This is a genomic window from Bacillus manliponensis (assembly GCF_000712595.1).
GTDB classification, from domain to species: Bacteria; Bacillota; Bacilli; order Bacillales; family Bacillaceae_G; genus Bacillus_A; species Bacillus_A manliponensis.
The window spans coordinates 184,690-205,096 of sequence record NZ_JOTN01000001.1 but is presented as its reverse complement, the minus strand read 5'-3'; the positions used below and the strand labels follow the sequence as shown (position 1 = coordinate 205,096).

General features: G+C 37.4%; 17 protein-coding genes and 2 pseudogenes. 14 read left to right on the top strand and 5 right to left on the bottom strand.

Going from position 1 to position 20,407, the window contains the following annotated elements; genetic code table 11:
* Nucleotides 1-23: 23 nt before the first annotated feature.
* From BAMA_RS00905 to BAMA_RS00890, 4 genes are all read left to right on the top strand, one after another.
* Nucleotides 24-362: a PTS lactose/cellobiose transporter subunit IIA gene (locus BAMA_RS00905; protein WP_034635173.1), complete on the top strand. Its 339-nt coding sequence runs from the start codon at nucleotides 24-26 to the stop codon at nucleotides 360-362.
* Entirely contained in the window at nucleotides 350-1,675 is a 1,326-nt protein-coding gene (locus tag BAMA_RS00900) for a 6-phospho-beta-glucosidase (RefSeq protein WP_034635171.1), read from the top strand. Before BAMA_RS00905 ends, BAMA_RS00900 begins: the two co-directional genes overlap by 13 nt.
* A 220-nt stretch (nucleotides 1,676-1,895) precedes the next feature.
* The gene (chbG, locus tag BAMA_RS00895; protein WP_034635168.1) at nucleotides 1,896-2,609 is read left to right on the top strand and encodes a chitin disaccharide deacetylase; all 714 of its coding nucleotides are present in this window, start codon (nucleotides 1,896-1,898) and stop codon (nucleotides 2,607-2,609) included.
* A gap of 148 nt (nucleotides 2,610-2,757) precedes the next feature.
* Complete coding sequence (locus tag BAMA_RS00890) at nucleotides 2,758-3,168, top strand: CHRD domain-containing protein (protein WP_034635166.1); 411 nt, start codon at nucleotides 2,758-2,760, stop codon at nucleotides 3,166-3,168.
* A 254-nt stretch (nucleotides 3,169-3,422) separates the two neighbouring features.
* Here BAMA_RS00890 and BAMA_RS00885 read toward each other — a convergent pair whose 3' ends face one another.
* The 3 genes and pseudogenes from BAMA_RS00885 to BAMA_RS00875 form a co-directional block, all read right to left on the bottom strand.
* Nucleotides 3,423-6,092, bottom strand: coding sequence for a sigma-54-dependent transcriptional regulator (locus BAMA_RS00885; RefSeq protein ID WP_034635160.1), 2,670 nt, complete (start codon nucleotides 6,090-6,092; stop codon nucleotides 3,423-3,425).
* A gap of 94 nt (nucleotides 6,093-6,186) precedes the next feature.
* A pseudogene (locus tag BAMA_RS00880) lies at nucleotides 6,187-6,792 on the bottom strand (polysaccharide deacetylase family protein); the annotation flags it as partial.
* 244 nt (nucleotides 6,793-7,036) lie between these two features.
* Nucleotides 7,037-8,107: a glycosyltransferase family 4 protein gene (locus tag BAMA_RS00875; protein ID WP_034635156.1), complete on the bottom strand. Its 1,071-nt coding sequence runs from the start codon at nucleotides 8,105-8,107 to the stop codon at nucleotides 7,037-7,039.
* Between the two features lie 485 nt (nucleotides 8,108-8,592).
* Here BAMA_RS00875 and galE point away from each other — a divergent pair, with 485 nt between their 5' ends.
* From galE to wecB, 3 genes and pseudogenes are all read left to right on the top strand, one after another.
* Entirely contained in the window at nucleotides 8,593-9,579 is a 987-nt protein-coding gene (gene galE, locus BAMA_RS00870) for a UDP-glucose 4-epimerase GalE (RefSeq protein WP_034635154.1), read from the top strand.
* Nucleotides 9,580-9,657: 78 nt separating this feature from the next.
* Nucleotides 9,658-10,353: pseudogene (locus BAMA_RS00865) on the top strand (nucleotide sugar dehydrogenase); the annotation flags it as partial.
* An 84-nt stretch (nucleotides 10,354-10,437) separates the two neighbouring features.
* On the top strand, nucleotides 10,438-11,556 hold the full coding sequence (gene wecB, locus BAMA_RS00860; RefSeq protein WP_034635153.1) for a non-hydrolyzing UDP-N-acetylglucosamine 2-epimerase: 1,119 nt from the start codon (nucleotides 10,438-10,440) through the stop codon (nucleotides 11,554-11,556).
* A 136-nt stretch (nucleotides 11,557-11,692) separates the two neighbouring features.
* Here wecB and BAMA_RS00855 read toward each other — a convergent pair whose 3' ends face one another.
* Entirely contained in the window at nucleotides 11,693-12,754 is a 1,062-nt protein-coding gene (locus BAMA_RS00855) for an LCP family protein (RefSeq protein ID WP_034635151.1), read from the bottom strand.
* 39 nt (nucleotides 12,755-12,793) lie between these two features.
* Nucleotides 12,794-13,426, bottom strand: a complete 633-nt coding sequence (locus tag BAMA_RS00850; protein ID WP_034635149.1) for a YigZ family protein — start codon at nucleotides 13,424-13,426, stop codon at nucleotides 12,794-12,796.
* A gap of 396 nt (nucleotides 13,427-13,822) precedes the next feature.
* On the opposite strand from BAMA_RS00850, the gene BAMA_RS00845 reads away from it, so the two are divergent.
* The 7 genes from BAMA_RS00845 (at nucleotide 13,823) to hpf (ending at nucleotide 20,204) form a co-directional block, all read left to right on the top strand.
* Nucleotides 13,823-14,665, top strand: a complete 843-nt coding sequence (locus BAMA_RS00845) for a DegV family protein (RefSeq protein WP_034635145.1) — start codon at nucleotides 13,823-13,825, stop codon at nucleotides 14,663-14,665.
* A 330-nt stretch (nucleotides 14,666-14,995) separates the two neighbouring features.
* A complete protein-coding gene (locus BAMA_RS00840) occupies nucleotides 14,996-15,310 on the top strand; it encodes a winged helix-turn-helix transcriptional regulator (protein ID WP_034635142.1) in 315 nt (104 codons plus the stop codon).
* 237 nt (nucleotides 15,311-15,547) lie between these two features.
* Nucleotides 15,548-16,774, top strand: coding sequence for a C40 family peptidase (locus BAMA_RS00835; RefSeq protein ID WP_034635139.1), 1,227 nt, complete (start codon nucleotides 15,548-15,550; stop codon nucleotides 16,772-16,774).
* 126 nt (nucleotides 16,775-16,900) lie between these two features.
* A complete protein-coding gene (locus tag BAMA_RS00830) occupies nucleotides 16,901-18,247 on the top strand; it encodes an ATP-dependent helicase ComFA (protein WP_157405940.1) in 1,347 nt (448 codons plus the stop codon).
* Complete coding sequence (locus BAMA_RS00825) at nucleotides 18,247-18,948, top strand: ComF family protein (protein WP_034635121.1); 702 nt, start codon at nucleotides 18,247-18,249, stop codon at nucleotides 18,946-18,948. The genes BAMA_RS00830 and BAMA_RS00825 overlap by 1 nt, the downstream gene beginning before the upstream one ends.
* A gap of 118 nt (nucleotides 18,949-19,066) precedes the next feature.
* The gene (cspD, locus tag BAMA_RS00820; RefSeq protein WP_034635111.1) at nucleotides 19,067-19,264 is read left to right on the top strand and encodes a cold-shock protein CspD; all 198 of its coding nucleotides are present in this window, start codon (nucleotides 19,067-19,069) and stop codon (nucleotides 19,262-19,264) included.
* Between the two features lie 394 nt (nucleotides 19,265-19,658).
* Nucleotides 19,659-20,204 carry a ribosome hibernation-promoting factor, HPF/YfiA family gene (gene hpf, locus BAMA_RS00815; RefSeq protein ID WP_034635109.1) on the top strand — a complete coding sequence of 182 codons (546 nt, stop codon included), beginning with the start codon at nucleotides 19,659-19,661 and terminating at the stop codon, nucleotides 20,202-20,204.
* The last annotated feature ends 203 nt before the right edge of the window (nucleotides 20,205-20,407 follow it).

The window sequence follows — 20,407 nt, the reverse complement described above, 5'->3', positions numbered from 1 at the left end:
ATATAGAAGGGTGGTCGTCTTTTATGACAACAGCAGAGCAAATTCCATTTCAAATTATTTTACACAGCGGTAACGCAAGGAGCTATGCAATGGAAGCTCTTCAATATGCAAAGCAAGGAAAGTTAGCAGAAGCTGAAGAAGCAATGGGAAAAGCGAAGGAAGCGGTAAACGAAGCACATCATTTCCAAACAGAGCTCATTCAAGCAGAAGCAAGAGGAGATAAAACAGAAATTTCTATTCTATTAATTCATGCGCAAGACCACTTAATGAATGCGATTACAGTGAAAGAACTAGCTTCAGAGTTTATTGATCTTTATAAAACTATCGGAGTGAAAGGGGCACAAGAAGCATGCGTGGAATAAAAATTACAACAATCGGCGGCGGGTCTAGTTATACACCAGAATTGATTGAAGGTTTTATTAAACGTTATCATGAGCTTCCTGTTCGTGAAATTTGGTTAGTAGATGTAGAAGAAGGAAAAGAAAAGCTAGAGATCGTTGGAAATCTAGCAAAACGTATGGTGAAAAAGTCTGGTTTACCAATTGAAGTTCATTTAACACTTGATCGCCGTGAGGCATTAAAAGATGCGGATTTCGTTACGACACAGCTTCGCGTTGGTTTACTAGCAGCGCGCGGGAAAGATGAATCGATTCCATTAAAATATGATGTAATTGGTCAAGAAACAAACGGACCAGGTGGATTATTTAAAGCGCTGAGAACTATACCAGTTATTTTAGATATTTGTAAAGACATGGAGGAGCTATGTCCAAATGCTTGGCTCATTAACTTTACAAATCCGGCAGGTATGGTAACAGAAGCAGTTCTTCGTCATACGAACATTCAAAAAGTTGTTGGGTTATGTAACGTACCAATTGGTATTCGCATGGGACTTGCAAAACTTCTTGAAGTAGAACCAGAGCGTGTACATGTTGATTTTGCTGGTTTAAATCATATGGTATATGGTTTAAATGTATATTTAGATGGTGTGAACGTGATGGATCGTGTACTAGAGTTAGTAACGGATCCAGAGAAGCAAATTTCAATGCAAAATATTGCAGCGCTTGACTGGGAGCCTGATTTCATTCGTGCGCTTCGTGCAATTCCATGCCCATACCACCGCTATTACTATAAAACGAGCGAAATGTTAGAAGAAGAAAAACAAGCAGCTCTTGAAAAAGGAACGCGAGCAGAAGTCGTAAAACAATTAGAAGATGATTTATTTGAGCTTTATAAAGATCCGAACTTAGACATTAAGCCACCACAATTAGAGAAGCGCGGCGGTGCTTACTATAGTGACGCAGCATGTAGTTTAATTACTTCTATTTATAATAATAAAGGTGATATCCAACCGGTAAACACAAGAAACAACGGTGCAATTGCAGATCTTCCGCATGACTCCGCTGTTGAAGTAAACTGTGTCATTACAAAAGATGGTCCGAAGCCAGTTGTTGTTGGTGACCTACCGGTAGCAGTGCGCGGCTTAGTGCAGCAAATTAAATCATTTGAGCGTGTAACAATTGATGCAGCTGTAACAGGCGATTATCATAAAGCGCTTCTTGCGATGACAATTAATCCGCTTGTACCATCTGATAAAGTGGCAAAACAAATTTTAGATGAAATGTTAGAAGCACATAAAGAGTATCTTCCGCAATTCTTTCAAAAAATAGAGAAATAGAGTGCGAGAAATGATATAGAAAAAAGCGGTCTCATCGTAGCCGCTTTTTTCTATATCAACTTGCTAGCTTTTGTATATAAAATAGGAAGAGTTTCGAACTTGTTTCTTACGTGTATTGAGAGGCCGTGACCGTTACTATGCATGGCTAACGTTGCTCTCCAAACGTAAAAAGAAGGTTTATTAGGTTGTTGGATTTCTATATCATTTAGGAGGTATACGCATGATTCAGTTAATTGTAAATGCAGATGACTTTGGTCTTTCAGAAGGTGTAAACTACGGGATTATTGATGGGCATGTAAATGGACTGGTAAACTCGGCAACGATGATGATGAATATGCCAGGAGTAGAACATGCAGTGCAGCTTGCGAAGCATCATAAAACGCTTGGTGTTGGAATCCATCTTGTATTAACTGCGGGAAAACCATTGTTAGATGATGTGCCATCTCTTGTACAAGAAGATGGTACATTTCATAAACAGGCGACGGTTTGGGAAGGTAAAGTAATGAATCCAGAGGATGTAGAAAGAGAATGGACAGCACAAATTGAAAAGTTCCTATCTTATGGATTAAAACCGACGCATCTGGATAGTCATCATCACGTTCATGCAATACCAGTTTTACATAATGTAGTAGAAAGGCTGGCAGAGAAGTATGATTTGCCAGTACGATGCTGTGCAGAAGATCGTCTAATCCGTCCGTTCTCTGATACGTTACTTACCGATTTTTATGCGGATGGCGTTGTAGACAATTACTTTATAGGACTAAAGGAGCGTGTGCAAGATGGAATGACAGTTGAGATTATGGTACATCCAGCATATGTTGACCCAGAGCTTGTAAGACGTTCATCTTACGTTATGAAACGTGTTGAGGAATTGCGTATTTTAACAGAAGCTTCATTGCCAGAAGGAATGGAACTTGTGAAGTACGGTAAGTAATGAAGATGATTTTAAATAGATAGCCGTTTGAAAGGGGACTGTTAAAAGTCCTCTTTTTCATTTGAAAATGAATGGTTATATTTCCACCCCTGTGCACAATACAATAGGTAAGGGAAGAATGACTTTGTTAAAGGGGTAGATTGCTGCGATGAAAAAACATTTCTTTGCTAGGTTGAAAGGTAGGCATGAAGTGCCCCCTGTCCAAACCGCTGCATATGGGGTTACGGAGTTTATTTTGAATTACGATGGCACAAAGCTTTATTATAAATTAACACTAAAGCGTATTAAAAAGGTGACAGCGGTACACATCCATTTCGGTACGGAAGTTCAAAATGGACCAGTCGTAGCGTTTTTATTTGGACCACTAACTGCAAGCATTAGTGTTGATACGGGAATTATAACAGGTATATTAACAAATGAAGACTTAGAAGGGCCATTGCAAGATAAAACGATTCATGAATTGATACGAGAAATGGAGAATGGAAATACGTACGTGAATGTGCACACAGAGAAACATCCACAAGGGGAGATACGTGGACAGATTCAAAACATTCATTAATTGAACATGCCAAGAAATCAGTTTCTTGGCATGTTTGCATTCTATTTATTTTTGAAAAGCCAACAGCTCTTTCTAACCTAAAAAAGTAAGGTTTTAATCTTTTCATCCCGCATTAACGGGCTGTAAGACTCCCACCTTAAAACTTAGAGGACTCAGAGAAGTTTAGGTGGGAGATTAACAGCCCGTAAAAGCCCGATTGGTTCAACTAACCCTCAGTGGAGGATGAAGAACCCCCTACTGAGGGAAGTTTCACTTTATACCGGCTGATTTTTAAGGAAGAAATCCATCACGTAAAATACTTCATCATCAGGAATCTTGATTTCGAACGTTTTTTCAATAGGTTGCAGTGTTTTTTTGATTTTCATATACATCCAATATTCATCGTGCCTACGCGTTTCTTTCTCTGGATAAGGAAGTAAATCTTCTCCTTTTTGGAGACGATCGACCATACAGCTCATGTGTAAAATCACTCCCATTAAGCTGTCGGGATTTAGTTGTAAGTTAATGAGTTCTTGAATCGTATTTAACGCATAACGAATCGTTTTAATGATGAGAGCACCGTCAGTTCGGTTCATTTGTTGCCCTAACATATCAGCCATTTTTGTATATGTTTCTTCATACATAATGAGCTCTTGAATCGGCTGAATCGCTTTGTAATTGACGATATCTTGGAAATGATATGTTAAACACGGAACTTGGACGTCAAAGTTCGTTACGATACAAATAATATTCCGCTCTTTCTTTACGTTCTCAATCATCTTTGTTAAGTCTTTTTGATGGACGATACTAATTGGGATAATTTCTATCATCTCTTTATCAAATCGCAAGTAATTTTCGAGCATCTTTTGAATGGCTAGTGCGCTTCCTTCTCCTGTTAAACAAGCAGTTAAGATGACCGATTTCATTTGCATGTTTGATTTTTTCTTCTCTTCTTGTATATCAAGATAGAAAGGTGTTAAATTTTTCACTGTATCGTATAGAGCATCTAATGAATAGCCGAGCTGTGCTTTCCTTGCTGCTTCTAATACGTGTGGTGTACTTGTCATGGAAAGCACACGAACAGGAACATGAAACTCCGTTTGTAATAAATCTCCAATGTAAGCAAGTGACCCCATATCAACGAGTAAGAGCAAACCGCTAATATGTTTTTCTAGCGTTTTCATATATAACTTTACGCGCTCTAAAAAGTCTTTTGGAGATTCATGAAGCGGCATATCAATTCCTGTTACATCTTCAATCCCAAGCAATTCATTTGCTACGTTTGCCATTTCTGTTGCGATACCATTCCCATGTGCTAAAACGAGCACCTTCACCTCTGTTTGTGTAGCTGGAATTGGGTCAACAACGAAGAACATTGTTAAAAATCCTGCTTCATCAATCGGCATTGTTACTTGTAATTTTTCTTCTAACAGTTGAATACTTTGCATTGCCACAGAGAAAGCCTCTTTATACTTCGAACGAATTTGATTGAGCTGTGGATGGTGAATTTGTTTTCCACTTCGTATACGTTGTAAAGTTGTCTGTACATGTAGATTTAAAGCGAGAAAAACTTTTTCATCAAACGTCTTTGCTAGACGTGTTTCCACAAGTGCTGCAATCTTTTCACACACATTTACGATGCTTGGATCGACAATTTTAAATACATTTTCATGATTTGTTTTTTTGGACATTTGATTGAAGTATTTCATGAAAAAGCTTTGTATGTCATTTTCAATTAATAGCTCTAGTTCATTTTCTTCAATGCCACGTGCTTGTAGTTCCTCATATTTATGATCAATGAATTCATAAATAGAGGAGCGTGATGAATTATCATCTTGTTGACGCACATGTTCATTCCCACTGAAAACAAAGGTTTCGTTTGGTACTTGGAAGAGGTGACGGCTTTTTCGTTCGATAAATAAACCTTCCTTCATATACCACGGTAAATCTGTGCTAGAAACACGGATGTACTCTCCCTTTTTTGTTACAAAATCAGAGTATGCTTTTGCACAGGCGATTTGTACGTCAGTTTTTAATTGTCCAATGTTATTTGGACATTGATAAAAGACAAATGAACGCATTGCATTTGGACTTACGTGAATTTCTTTTCTTAGACGAAGGGCTTCGTTTTTGAAAAAGAGCTTTAGTAGTGAGAATCGCTCTTCATAAGACCTTTCTCTTAAAGGTGGTAACGTTAATGTCATTGGAATACGGCGCGTAAATGTTTTCAGTAAAAAAGAATTTGGTTCTTCCGTTGTGGCCGCAATGATTAATACGTTTGCATTTCTTTCGCTTTCCGTTTCACCTAAACGTCGATAAACCCCTCTATCGATAAAGGTAAAGAGCATTTCTTGTCCTTCTGGTGGAAGGCGATGTACTTCATCGAGGAACAGAATGCCTTCATGTGCCTTCTCTAGCAATCCTTTTTGTTCATTTGCTCCTGTATATGCTCCCTTTTTAATTCCAAATAGCTGTCCAAGTAAAAGCTGTGGGTTGTTGGCATAATCAGCACAGTTGAAGACTACAAAAGGAGCGTCTTCTTTTAATTGTTTTACTTCAATTGCATACTCGTGCATGAAAGAAGCAAAGAATGATTTCCCAACACCAGTTTCACCAAGTATTAACGTATGCATCCCGTTTGGTGGATATAGAACAGCAGCTTTTGCCTTTTCAATCGCAATCTTTAAACTTTTATTTTCTTTTGCGAATGTATCTAGTGATGTCGTTTGTTTTGAAGGCGTTTCCAAATCTGTGTTTGTGTTAATGAAAAAAAGAACTGGACGTGTTCCCGTTTTATATAGGCGTCCATCTTTCACAAGCTTGTTTAAATCACTACTTACATTTGCTCGGTCGAGTTGTAAATGAGTAGCGAGTTCTGATGCTGTTACGCCTTCTTTATATCGTTTATTTTGCAGTGCATCAAAGATGAGGTCTATTCGTTTCATCGTTTTTCACCTCGCCAGATTATCATTAGTTAAAATTGTACACAAAAATAGAGAATGTGAAAAGAAAAAACAGCTTTAGTGTGTACTAAAGCTGTCATAATCTTTTGTCTTTCCAAAAATTCACCTTTATGTGAGAGGAAGGATCGTAAGGAAGGAGTGTATAACCTTGTGAATGTAAATAGTCAATAATTTGAGGAAGAGCTTTGACTGTAACGGCAGAATCGTGCATAAGTACAACTTCTATTTCTTCATCTGTTTGATTTATTAGTCGTTGTACAACATTTGAAGGATTCCCGTTACTTTTCCAATCATATGTGTCAATTGTCCAGTCCCACATTTTATAATGTTCTTTCACAAGTGCATTTCGATAATCTTCTTTTAAATAAGGCATGCTTCCGTAGGGAACACGAACGAGCTGAGAATCTAGACCGGTCGTCGCTCGTACAATGGTGCGCGTTTGCTCCATTTCAGCAACGAGAGCAAAAGGGTCGCCATTATATAAACGCTTTACATCGTGCGACATGCTATGTAAGCCGATAGAATGTCCCTCTCGTACGATGCGATCCATTGTTTCAGGAGAACGTGCGATACGTCCACCAATAACAAAAAAAGTGGCGTGGACATTTTTTTTCTTCAAAATGTCTAAAACCATCGGTGTGTACTTGTTAGGACCATCATCAAATGTTAAGTAGGCTACTTTTTCCGAAGCAAATACAGGAGTATGTAAAACAAAGCAAAAAGAAAGAATGAAAAAAATTACAAGCGTCCGATTTTTCATGCTGTTCACCCGAATTTCAAGTTTACGATATATGTAACTATAGTTGTAGTCTGTTCCAATTACAGGAATCTCAAACAATTATATTTTGGAAAAAGAAAAGCGGTAACATTTTCAAAAAGAAATGTTACCGCTTGTATACTTTTTTTTCTTATAGGCAATACTGTTCTTATTCTTCTCGTTTCTTTACCTTTTTATAAAATGAAATAATTGGTTTGTAACGCTCATGTACAAGGCCGATTACTTCAGCTACAATTTCGGTAATTAGGATAAGAGCGAATAAGAGAACAATTGACATCCATAATGTTGCACTAGAGAAAATAATCGCATTTACACTAAAGAAAATACCGAATGCATAAATGATAAGTACTGTCGTTCGATGTGAGAATCCCATCGCCAGTAAGCGATGATGTAAATGTGATTTATCTGGTGCTGAAATCGGTTTGTTATTTACGATACGTCTTATAATTGCAAACGTCGTATCAAACACAGGAACACCTAAAATAATAATTGGAACGATAAAACTAAATAATGTTACGCTTTTATATAGTCCAAGAAGTGATAGTACAGAAATGCAGTATCCTAAAAATAGAGCTCCTGTATCTCCCATGAATATTTTCGCGGGATGGAAGTTATAAAATAGGAATCCAATTGTACTTGCAAGCGCAATAAGTGCCAGTGGCAAGATAATTGCATTACCAGCTCCTGTTACACTTGTAGCAGCCATATATGCTAATGTTGCAAGAACAATAGATGAAATACCAGCGGACAAACCGTCTAGCCCATCAATTAAATTAATTGCATTTGTAATACCGACAATCCAAAATACTGTAATCGGATAAGATAGCCAACCAAGTTCAGTTTCCCCTAAAACTGGAATATAGAGAACTGAGATTTGTAAGTTCTTCACAATCATCAGTGCAACAATAAGTTGTCCACCAAATTTAACTTTTGCAGATAATTCGTACATATCATCTAGTATACCGATGGCAACAATAATTACAGCACCGACACTAATTGATAAAATACGCTGTTCATATAGTCCGCTCACGAAACAGCCAACAACAACACCAATAAAGATTGCCAGTCCGCCAAGACGAGGCATTACTTTTTGGTGCACTTTACGTGCATTTGGCTTATCTGTAGCCCCAATTTTGAATGCTAACTTAATGACTAAAGGGGTAACAGCGAGTACGGTAATGAACGATGCGAGCACTGCATAAATGATCTGTGAGTCCATTAATACCCCACCTTTTATATTTTAACGTATTGAAATTTCTTATTGTAAAAAAATCACAATTTATATTTCTCGACTCATATCATATCGTATCACAAAAAAAGTAGAATTCAATCTTTTTTTCATTTACCGTTCATTTACAATTGATTAAATATATGACAATGAAAGGGCTTTTGTAAATGGTGACGAGAAGATTGCTACATGGAACGGAATACATATTTTACGGTGAGGTCTATTGGTCATTCGTTTTTTAGAAGTTGATCTCTCTTCGGAAATTATAAAACAGAGGACAACTGTAGTGTGATAGACATAAGCAAGGAACAATTCGCGACGTCCCCCATTATAAGCTGTATGATATAATAAGTTTGTTTTATTATAAGTGTTACACGCTGAAACGACTATGTTTCGTGTTAACTTATGGTAACTGATATTACAATGGAGACAGCGAGAGCAGTGCTCATAACATAAATAGTGTAGGGGGAGTATAGATGATTTTAGTCGTTGGTGGTGCAGGATATATTGGCAGCCATACCGTAAAGGAATTGTTAGATAAGGGCTTTAAAGTTGTTGTGCTAGATAATTTAACGACGGGACACCGTGAAAGCGTTGATAAGCGTGCTATTTTAGAAGTTGGAGATTTAAGTCAACCAATCGATTTAGATCGTGTATTTAATAAATATGCAATTGATGCAGTTATGCATTTTGCAGCGAACAGTCTTGTTGGTGAGTCTGTTGTAAATCCGCTGAAATATTACAAAAATAATGTGAATGCAACGATTACGTTGTTAGAAAAGATGATGGAGCATGGCGTGAATCGTTTCATTTTCTCTTCTACGGCCGCAACGTATGGTATTCCTGAAACAGATATAATTACGGAAAATACAGTAACAAATCCAATCAATCCATACGGTCGTTCAAAGTTAATGATTGAGCACATTTTAGAAGACTTTCATGCTGCTTACGGCTTTAAATATGTTGTACTACGTTATTTTAATGCAGCAGGTGCACATGTTTCAGCGGAAATCGGTGAAGATCATGATCCAGAAACACATTTAATTCCAATTATATTGCAACATTTATTAGGAAAACGCGAAGCGATTTCGATTTTCGGAACGGACTATGATACAGCAGATGGTACGTGTATTCGTGATTATATTCACGTAACAGATTTGGCGGAAGCGCATATTGCGGCACTTCAAAGTTTGCAAACAGAACAGAAAGAAAACGAAGTATACAATTTAGGGAACGGTAAAGGTTTTTCTGTAAAAGAAGTTATTGAAGCGTGCGAGGAAGTAACGGGTAAAAAAGCGAATATCTTATATGGTGAGCGTCGCGCTGGTGACCCAGCCCAGCTTATTGCTTCTTCACAAAAAATTTATGATGAGCTTGGCTGGAAAGCAAAATATTCTTTACATGAGATTATTGAAACGGCATGGAAGTGGCATATTTCACATCCAGACGGCTATAGCAAGTAAAAAGAAGCTGCAAATATGCAGCTTCTTTTTTTTACAAACCTTTAACAGTTGTTTCATTTGTCCTTTCATATAATGAGGATAGCAACGAAGATTAGTTTCATTAATGAAATTTCAAATATATGTGAAAAAGTAGGTGCGGATATAGGAGAGGTTGCGAAAGGAATTGGTATGGATCATCGGATCGGCTCGTGTTTTTTGGATGCGGGCATTGGTTACGGAGGTTCTTGTTTCCCGAAAGATACGAAAGCGCTCGTTCAAATTGCAGGGAATGTTCACCATGATTTTCAATTATTAAAAGCGGTGATTGAAGTGAATAATAAACAGCAGATGGCTCTTGTTGAAAAAGCGAAAGATACAGTTGATTTAAGAGGAAAACGAGTGGCAGTGCTCGGCTTATCATTCAAACCAAATACAGATGATATAAGGGAGGCACCATCTCTCGTTATTATTAACGAACTTCTTCAACAAGGTGCCCATGTAGTTGCATATGATCCGCAAGCAATAGGAAATGCAAAGCGGACTTTCTTCAATCAAATTAAGTATACAACTTGTATAGATGAGGCGATTACAGGAGCGGAATTAGCATTTATTGTAACAGAATGGGATGTTATTTGTACGTACGAGATGAACAAGTACGTAAATTTAATGAAGGAGCCTATTTTATTTGATGGAAGGAATTGTTATCGTATAGAGGATGTGAAAAACTATGCGGTGGATTACTATTCTGTGGGCCGTGCATCAGTTTGTAATCGGGGGATATCACAAACCGTTTAAAATGGTTCCTTTTACCGTTTTGGATTCTCCTATATAATGATAGTGTGGAGCAATAATTATTGATGAAAGAAAAGAGGCAATGATATGACAGAGCGTATTAAAGTAATGACGATTTTTGGAACACGTCCAGAAGCAATTAAAATGGCGCCACTTGTTTTGGAATTGCAAAAGCATCCAGAACAAATTGAATCGATTGTGACGGTAACAGCACAGCATCGTCAAATGTTAGATCAAGTATTAGATATTTTTGGGATTACACCAAATTATGATTTGAATATTATGAAGGATCGTCAAACATTAATTGATATTACAACGCGTAGTTTAGAGGGTTTAGATAAAGTGATGAAAGAAGCAAAACCAGATATTGTTCTTGTACATGGAGATACGACAACGACATTTGTTGCAGGTCTTGCGGCATTTTATAATCAAATTCCAATTGGTCATGTGGAAGCGGGGCTTCGTACATGGGATAAATATTCTCCATACCCAGAAGAAATGAACCGTCAACTTACAGGTGTATTAGCTGATTTTCATTTCGCACCAACATCAAAATCTGCGACGAATTTACAACAAGAGAATAAAAAAGAAGCAGCAATTTTCATTACAGGAAACACAGCAATCGATGCTTTAAAAACAACAGTAAAAGAAACATATACGCATCCTGTACTAGACAAGATTGGAAATAATCGCCTTGTATTAATGACGGCGCACCGCCGCGAAAACTTAGGTGAGCCGATGCGTAACATGTTCCGTGCAATTAAGCGTCTTGTTGAAAAATACGAAGATGTACAAGTTGTATATCCAGTACATATGAATCCAGTTGTTCGTGAACTTGCAGGAGAAATTTTGGGAGATCATGATCGTATCCAGTTAATTGAACCACTAGATGTAATTGACTTCCACAATTTTGCGTCTCGTGCACATTTAATTTTAACGGATTCTGGTGGTGTACAAGAAGAAGCGCCATCACTTGGTGTACCGGTACTTGTGCTTCGTGACACAACAGAGCGTCCAGAGGGTATTGAAGCAGGTACATTAAAACTTGCAGGAACAGAAGAAGAAACAATCTTCTCATTAGCAGATGAACTATTATCAAATGAAGAAGCGCATGCGAAAATGGCACAAGCATCTAATCCGTACGGTGATGGAAAAGCATCAGAACGTATCGTAGCTGCGATTTTAGATCATTTTAATGAGAAATAAGGAAAGTATACTCTTTCGATTATTTTTCGTGTTGAATATGTAAGAAAAAAGCTATCCCGTTTTAACTACAAATGGGATAGCTTTTTGTTATACACGCTTTATTCCGTTCTTAAATAGTGAATTTGTTGAAGAAGAATTAATGAGACATTTGCCACTCTGTACTTGTTGTACGTACAGAGTCCGAATCTCTTTCTTCTTCTATTGTAGCATCTGTCGTTTCAGAGCTGGCAGATTCTTCGGGTTCAGCTTGCCCTAAGTTTTCCATAAATTTTTGACGAGCGGTTTGGACACTTACTTCATCTGGAGTAAAGTAATAGATGCCATTTATTCTTTGATCTTCTCCCTCTAACGTCAGTGTTTCAATCGCGTTGGCATCAAAATCAGAGAATTTTTTTGCTAATGCTAAGCCATCGGATACTGGAATGTCAGTTTTTACATTCTTTCCAATTGTTTTTGCTAAGTCATTAATTTTAAAGACTGTAGATGCAGAGTTTAATTCGTGTAAAATTGCTTGAACCACCTGACGCTGACGCTCAGCACGGCCAAAATCCCCGTTTGGATCTTGTTTTCGCATACGTACATAGGCAAGAGCTTCCTCGCCATTTAAGCGTTGCTCCCCTTTTTTAAAGTAGATTTTCTTATAGTAGTCTTCATCAGAACGTTCCCAAAAATCAAATGGAACATTAACTGTAATACCACCAACTGCATCAACGACACCTTTAAATCCTTTGAAATCAATTTTTACGTAATGATCGACAGGGACACGTAAAAAGTTTTCGACAGTTTCAATTGCCATTTTTTCTCCACCATAAGCGTGAGCAGCATTGATTTTATCTTTTTGATCACGTCCGACAATTGTAACGCGTGTATCACGTGGAATACTCATGAGTGATACTTGCTCTGTTTTTGGGTTCACTGTAGCAAACATTAAGGAATCTGTTCGCCCGTTGTCCCCATCTGTTGCGTAATCTTCAATTCCCATAATTAATAAACTAAATGGTTCGCTTGTAATTTTTACTTCCTCTTTACGAAGATCGGATTTTTCACGGCTAAATCCATTGTAAATTCCCATTAAAGAAGAATAAGAGTTATATACATAATAACCGCCGATAGCAATTATTAAGGCAAGAAAGAAGAGAATGGTTCTACGTCTTCTTTTTTGCTTTTTTCTTCGGAGATGACTTTGACGTTCTTGCATAAAAAAGCTCCTTTTAATGAAATGATAGAATAAAATGTATTATACATCTTGTTCGAGGTATAGTAATTCACCTTCATTAATGGTACATTTCCCATTTGTTAATTCAATCATCCATTCAGTAAATGCACCAGTTTCTTCTTCTTTTACATACGTATCAAATGTAACGTTTTCTAAGTAGTGAATATCTTTAATTGTGTAGATGGAATTTCGTAATTCGTTTTCGACTTTTCCGAGTAACGTGTAATCAATCTCAGTTTGCATAACGCGCATAAGTTTACGTTCTACAACACCGATGTGATTGAGTCCCTCACTCACAGACTTCCCATAAGCGCGAATTAAACCACCAGCACCAAGTTTAATGCCACCGAAGTAACGTGTTACGACAACAACAGTATCTTTCAAATGACGTTTTTTTAGTACCTCTAACATGGGTACACCGGCAGTACCGCTTGGTTCACCATCGTCGTTTGCTTTTTGAATTTGATCTTGTTCCCCAATTAAATAAGCGGAACAGTTATGCGTAGCGTTCCAATGTTGCTTTTTAATCTTTTGGATGAAGTTTTGTGCTTCTTCTTCCGTTGTTGCACGACTGGCATAACAGATAAAGCGAGACTTTTGAATGACAATTTCGTGTTCGCCTTCTTCTTTCACAGTGAAGTATTGTAATAGCAATGATATTCGCCCCTATCTGAATAAAATATTTGTGCCGGGTGTTCATTATGAATGACGGACAAGGAAAAATTCTCCTGACCTCATTCTATTCTTTTGCTTGAAAGCAGGAAATGAGGCAGCTATAGGTCTTGATCGTTACAATGCAATGTGTAACATGTTCTTTAAATGCAGACCATAAATTTAAATAGTACTCTTTATTGTAAAATGGGGCGTTATGAGTTTCAAATCTTTTTTCATCGAAATATCGGAAATTATATTACAATTTGGCTTTTTTTGTTGTAAGTTGTTAAAATATTGATTATAATCTTAAATTGGCATTTTTTTATCAAGTAATGCACCTTTGTCTATTTTCATGTACAATTAGATAATAAAACTTTTTATAAGGTAGGTACGAAAATGAGAACAGCTATTGTGACAGATAGTACAGCATATATACCAAAGCATATTCGTGAAGAACTCAATATACATATGATTCCATTAAATGTTATTTTTGGAACGGAGTCTTATCAAGAGGAAGTTGAGATTACACCAGGAGAGTTCTATGAAAAAGTACGTGAAGAAGAAGAGCTCCCAAAGACATCTCAGCCAGCGATTGGGAAATTTGTTGAATTGTTTGAAGAGCTAGGGAAAGAGTACGATGCTATCGTAAGTATTCACCTTTCTAGCGGTATTAGCGGTACATACCAAACCGCAACAACAGCAGGACAAATGGTTGAAGATGTAAAAGTATATACATACGACTCTGAAATTAGTTGTGAAGTACAAGGTTTCTACGTACGTGAAGGCGCGAAAATGGCAAGTGAAGGAAAGAGCCCGGAAGAAATTATTGCTCGTTTTGATGAAATGAAGAAGACGATAGATGCATACTTCGTTGTTGATGATTTACATCACTTACAGCGCGGGGGGCGTTTAAATAGTGCTCAAGCATTTATTGGAAGCTTATTACAAGTAAAACCTGTTTTATACTTCCGTGATAAAGTAATTATTCCATTTGAAAAAATTCGTACGCGTAAGAAGGCGTTAAAACGAATTGTGGAAATCTTTGATGAGCAAGCAAGTAAAGGCTTGCCAATGGAAGTAGTTGTCATTCATGCAAATCGCGAAGAAGAAGCTATTGAGTGGAAAGAAGAACTAGAAGAGAAGTACCCACATGCTACGATTCGTATTAGCTACTTTGGTGCAGTTATCGGTACGCACTTAGGAGAAGGTTCTTTAGGATTAGGTTGGTACACAAAATAATGAACGTGAAGCTCTCTTTTGTAGAGGGCTTTTTTCATAACAGCTAGAAATAAAAATAAAGTTTCTTTTTTATCTCGTTATTTGCTGGCTGAGTGAAGGTTCACTTTCATAGTAACGGTCAGTTTTTTGACAGTTACATATGGAGAAATCAAGGAAGGTTGTATATCAATGTCCTTGCGTATGGTCTGTATAGAAGAGACGTATATGTCAAAAAATCAAAATGGACTTATGTAATGGATGGATAATCATTTCGTGCATTTCATAAAAGGTAAGTTTTATTACTTACTTTTTGTAAGGAGTGCATTTATAATAGAGGTGAGGTGAAAACATATGGAGCATAATCCTTGTTTGTGTCCGAAGTTTGAATCTGCTTTTACGCTTCTAAGTAAAAAGTGGACTGGGTTAATTATTAAGTCACTATTAGAAGAACCGAAGCGATTTAGAGAAATTGCTGATATTATTCCAAATATGAGTGATCGAATGTTATCAGAGCGCTTGAAGGAATTGGAAAGTGAAGGAATTGTCGTACGTGCTGTTTATCCGGAAGTTCCTGTTCGTATTGAATATGGCTTAACGGATAAAGGAAAGGCGCTTGAAAAGGTCATGCAGGAAGTACAACAATGGGCTGAAAAGTGGGTTGATTAATAAAAAAGTGTAAGGATCACATTGCTCCTTGCACTTTTTTATTTTGCACTTTTATGTAATAAATCGGCAAAAATATACAATTTATTACCAAAGAATACGAATATTCCAAGAAACGACAAACAAAATATTACGTTTCTTTTACAAAACCGTAACATTGCAAAAAAAATATGGAAACTATGGTATAAATTCTATTAGAGCCAAGTCGGAAAACAAAAAAAGAAAGCGGTGTAAAATACAATGAAAAAATTCAAAATTGCATCTTGCGTGTTAGCAGGATTAATGGCGTTTTCAGGAGTAACACCAATGGTATCAGCTGAAAAAGTTGAAGACGTGAAAGCTAAAATTAACACAGAAAATGAAACTTTAAATAAACAAAAACAAGAACGCGATGAGCTTCAAAAGCAAATGAATGGATTAAACAAAACGATTGAAGGTTTAGATAAGTCAATCGTTGAAAACGAGCAAAAGTTAAACGAGACGTTAAAACAAGTTGCTGATGCTGAGAAGTTAATCGAAGAAAAGAACAAAACGATTGCGGAATTACAAACGAAAATCGCAGAACGTGAAGAACTGTTAAAAGGACGTTTAGCAGCGCTTCAAGAGCAACCAAAATCAAACATTGTAACAGATGTTGTTGTAAACTCTACTAGCATTGCTGATTTAGTGAGCCGTTTAACATCTGTATCTCAAATTATGCAGTCTGATAAAGAGATTATGGAAATGCAAAAGAAAGATCAAGACAGCATTAAAAAAGACGTTGAGACTGTAAAAACAAAGCAAGAAGAGTTAAAGAAGGCACAAACTGAAATCGAAGCAGTAAAGCAAGAGCTTGATACGAAAAAAGCGGAGCAACAAACAGCAGTAAACGATCTTACTGCAAAGATGGACGTAGTTGTGAATGAGCTTGAGAGCACAGAAGCACAAGTGAAAGAGCTTGAGAAACAAGCATTATACTTACAAAGTTTAGCTGAGAAAGAAATGCGCCAACAAGAAGCTCAGCAGGCAACAGCGGCAGCGCCAGCAAATAACGGTGGTGGACAAGCTCAAGCACCAGCAAATAACGGTGGTGGGCAAGCTCAAGCGCCAGCAGCAAAACCAGCAGCGCCAGCAGCACCAGCTTCAAATGCAAGTGGTGTTGTGGCAAAAGCTCAGCAATATATTGGTGTGCCTTACGTATGGGGCGGCGCATCTCCAAGCGGTTTCGACTGCAGTGGTTTCATCTCTTACGTTTACGGTGTAGGTAGACAAACGGCAGCAGGCTTCTATAGCTCTGCAACAAAAGTTAGCTCGCCACAACCAGGAGATTTAGTATTCTTTGCTAATACGTATAAAAAAGGTATCTCTCATATCGGTATTGTTGTTGGTGACGGTACGATGATTCATGCGGGTCCAAGTGGTATCGCGGTATCTAACTTAAGTAACTCTTATAACCAGAAACATTTTGCTGGATACGGTAGATTATAAGATTTTTTAGGACATAAAACTTGAATATAAAGTCGATAGCTTACTATTTTAGGAGTGGGTTATCGGCTTTTTTTACGTTTTCACGTTTTCTTAAAAAGAAGTATAGTGAGGATGGGGGTGATATATTTGTTAGAAGGAAGACAAATATTACTAGAGGAAACTCCGTTTTCGGAAGAACGCTTGTATCGTTTACAAGAAGAAGGAACTGTTTCGATTGTAAGAGGAATCATTCAGAAGAGAGGACACTATGTATGCCAACGCTGCGGAAATGATGTGTCCCGTTTATTTGCATCCTTTCTTTGTAAACGGTGCGGTAAAGTATGTACATACTGCCGAAAGTGTATTGTGATGGGGCGAGTAAGCGAGTGTACGAAGCTTGTCCGTTTTTTACAAAGGTTTAACGGTGTATGTATAGAGGATGCATTGCAGTGGACAGGAGTGCTATCCATAGGACAAGAGTTAGCATCAAAAGGTGTGTTAGAAGCTGTTAAAAGAAAAGAATCCTTTTTTGTATGGGCTGTTTGCGGTGCTGGTAAAACGGAAATGCTATTTCATGGTATAGAAGAAGCGCTTCGGAGCGGAGAGAGGGTCTGCATTGCAACTCCTCGTACCGATGTAGTGCTTGAGCTGTATCCGCGTCTTAAAGGTGTCTTCCCATCTGTCTCTATTGCCGCTTTGTATGGCGGAAGTGAAGATCATAAGAAGAATGCACAGCTTGTAATTGCAACAACCCATCAGTTATTACGCTACTATAGAGCATTTCAAGTGATGGTTGTTGATGAAATTGATGCATTTCCATATGCGATAGATGAAACGTTGCAGCATGCTGTAAAATGGGCTTCTACAGAAATTGCCGCACGTATATATGTAACAGCGACGCCATCAGAAGCATGGAAGAAAAAGATACAATCTGGAAAACAAAAAGGAGTGATTATTCCCGCACGTTATCATCGTCATCCGCTTCCTGTCCCCGAATTTCGTTGGTGTGGAAACTGGAAACATACGTTGCACAAGAAGAAAATTCCTCGTATTTTACTACAATGGATCAACGAATATCTCCAAAAACAATACCCCATCTTTTTATTTCTCCCACACGTTTCATATATTGACGAAGTAACAACTCTTTTAAAGAAAATAAATGTGAAGATTGAAGGTGTGCATGCTGAAGATAAGGCACGTAAAGAGAAAGTAAACGACTTTCGTACCGGTGAGATTCCGCTCCTTGTGACAACGACAATTTTAGAGCGTGGTGTTACTGTTCCGAATTTACAAGTAGCTGTACTTGGTGCAGAAGAAACAGTTTTTTCAGAGAGTGCACTTGTCCAAATTGCAGGACGTGCAGGACGAAGTATATCCGCGCCAAATGGTGAAGTTATCTATTTTCATTACGGAAAAACAGAAGTGATGGTGCGGGCTAGACGCCATATTCAGCAAATGAATAGTAGAGCAAAGCATCAAGGGCTGATTGAATAATGCACTGTTTAATTTGTGATGATTTTTTTATGGAGCAAGTTAGTTGGTTTTCATTTTTTGTAAAGCAGCATCAAAGTTGTATATGCTCGCACTGTGAGAAGCGGTTTTCTTATGTAATAGGAAAGGTATGTGAAGATTGTGGTCGGCCGCTTAAAGATCTTCTTGATATATATAAGAGAGGGGACGTTTGTTATGATTGCATGCGCTGGAGAGAGCAGAATGTTTTACCGTATGTGAAGAATCGATCGTTATACGTATATAATGATTGGATGGAAGAAGTGTTAGCTCGCTTTAAATTTCGTGGTGATGCTGTACTTGCTTCTTTATTTGCTGCTGATTTACGTAGCGCCTATCAAACGTATTTTTTGAATTTTAAAGTCGTTCCAATTCCGTTAAGTAGAGAACGAGAACAAGATAGGGGATTTAATCAAGCGGAACTTCTTGCTGAATGTTTACAAGTTCCTCTTATGAAAAGTTCATTTATGAGAAGTGAAACAGAGAAGCAGAGTAAGAAAACGAGGAAACAACGTCTAACGTCATCGTGTCCGTTTTACTTTACTTTAGAAGAAGACTTTACAGATTTTAATATTGTACTAGTTGATGACGTATATACAACGGGCATTACGGTGAGGCAGGCAGCAAGGTGTTTTTATGAAAAAGGAGCTAAGAGCGTATCATCACTTACGCTCTGCCGTGGGTGATGTCGAAAGGTAAGATAAAAAGGCGATAACTCTTCTTTGACTTTTCACTTTCGGATTCGTTATATTCAAGGTATGGGGTAAGTACCCTGATTTTAAGATTGAAGGGAATGGAAGAAGCATGCAAGGAAAAGTGAAATGGTTTAATGCAGAAAAAGGTTTTGGGTTTATTGAGCGAGAAGAGGGAGATGACGTGTTCGTTCATTTTTCTGCAATCCAACAAGATGGTTATAAGTCTTTAGAAGAAGGTCAAGCAGTTGAATTTGATATCGTAGAAGGTGCGCGTGGTCCACAAGCAGCAAACGTTGTAAAAGTATAAGTAGTTGCCCTTATTTTTAGAAATATATATTTGAAACAAGGTGCTGTAAGTCAGGATCAGCGTTTCATATAAGAACGAATGAACCTCCGTTAACACGGAGGTTTTTATTATTGCTGCCTAACCTCCTGATTATTACAATGCTTGGCTAGCGCTACTCTTTTATCTAAAAAGAAAGTTTTTCGCTCTTTTCTTCCAGACAAAATTTTGTAAAAAATTCGTAACGAATTCTTCACACGTATATAACGTAACTATCATATAAAAAGGTTAAACTAATAGTAGGAAAGATATTTCATTTCTTTTCTACAAAAAATGATAATTTTTTTTACACATGTAGAAGGAGTTTTCGCACTTTTGTCGAAACCCTATACATAGGCTTGAAAGGAGGAGTTCATCTATGAAATTTAACATTCGCGGTGAAAATATTGAAGTAACTCCAGCATTAAAGGAATATGTAGAGAAAAAGCTAGGGAAATTAGAACGCTATTTTGATACATTTCCAGAGATTAAGGTAAACTTAAAAGTATACTCTGACAAGCAACGTGTGGAAGTAACAATTCCATTCCCGGATTTATTACTTCGCGCAGAAGAAACAAACAATGATATGTACTCTGCGATTGATTTAGTACTTGATAAAATTGAGCGACAAATTCGCAAACATAAAACAAAGGTAAATCGTAAGTTACGTGAAAAAGGATCTCCGAAAAACTTATTTATTCTTCCAGAGCAAACAGCAGTAGCGGTGGCAGATACAGTTGATGAAGAGATGGAGCTTGTGCGTACGAAGCGATTTGATTTAAAACCAATGGATGTAGAAGAAGCGGTTTTACAAATGGATATGTTAGGTCATAACTTCTTCGTCTTTACAAATGCAGCTACAAATGAAACGAATGTGGTGTATAGCCGTAAAGATGGGAAATATGGTTTAATTGAAACAACATAAATAATTAAAAGCGCAGCTCTTGCAGCTGCGCTTTTTTGCATACGCTCTGTACAGCCGATTGTTGTCATAGAGATAAAATAAGTGTTACAATTATTGATAGGTTTCCATTTTTATCCCCATATATAAGGGTGAGAAAAAATGAACGTATGAAAATACAATGAAGTAGTATGATAAAATATTCAACTAAGTATAAGTATATAACA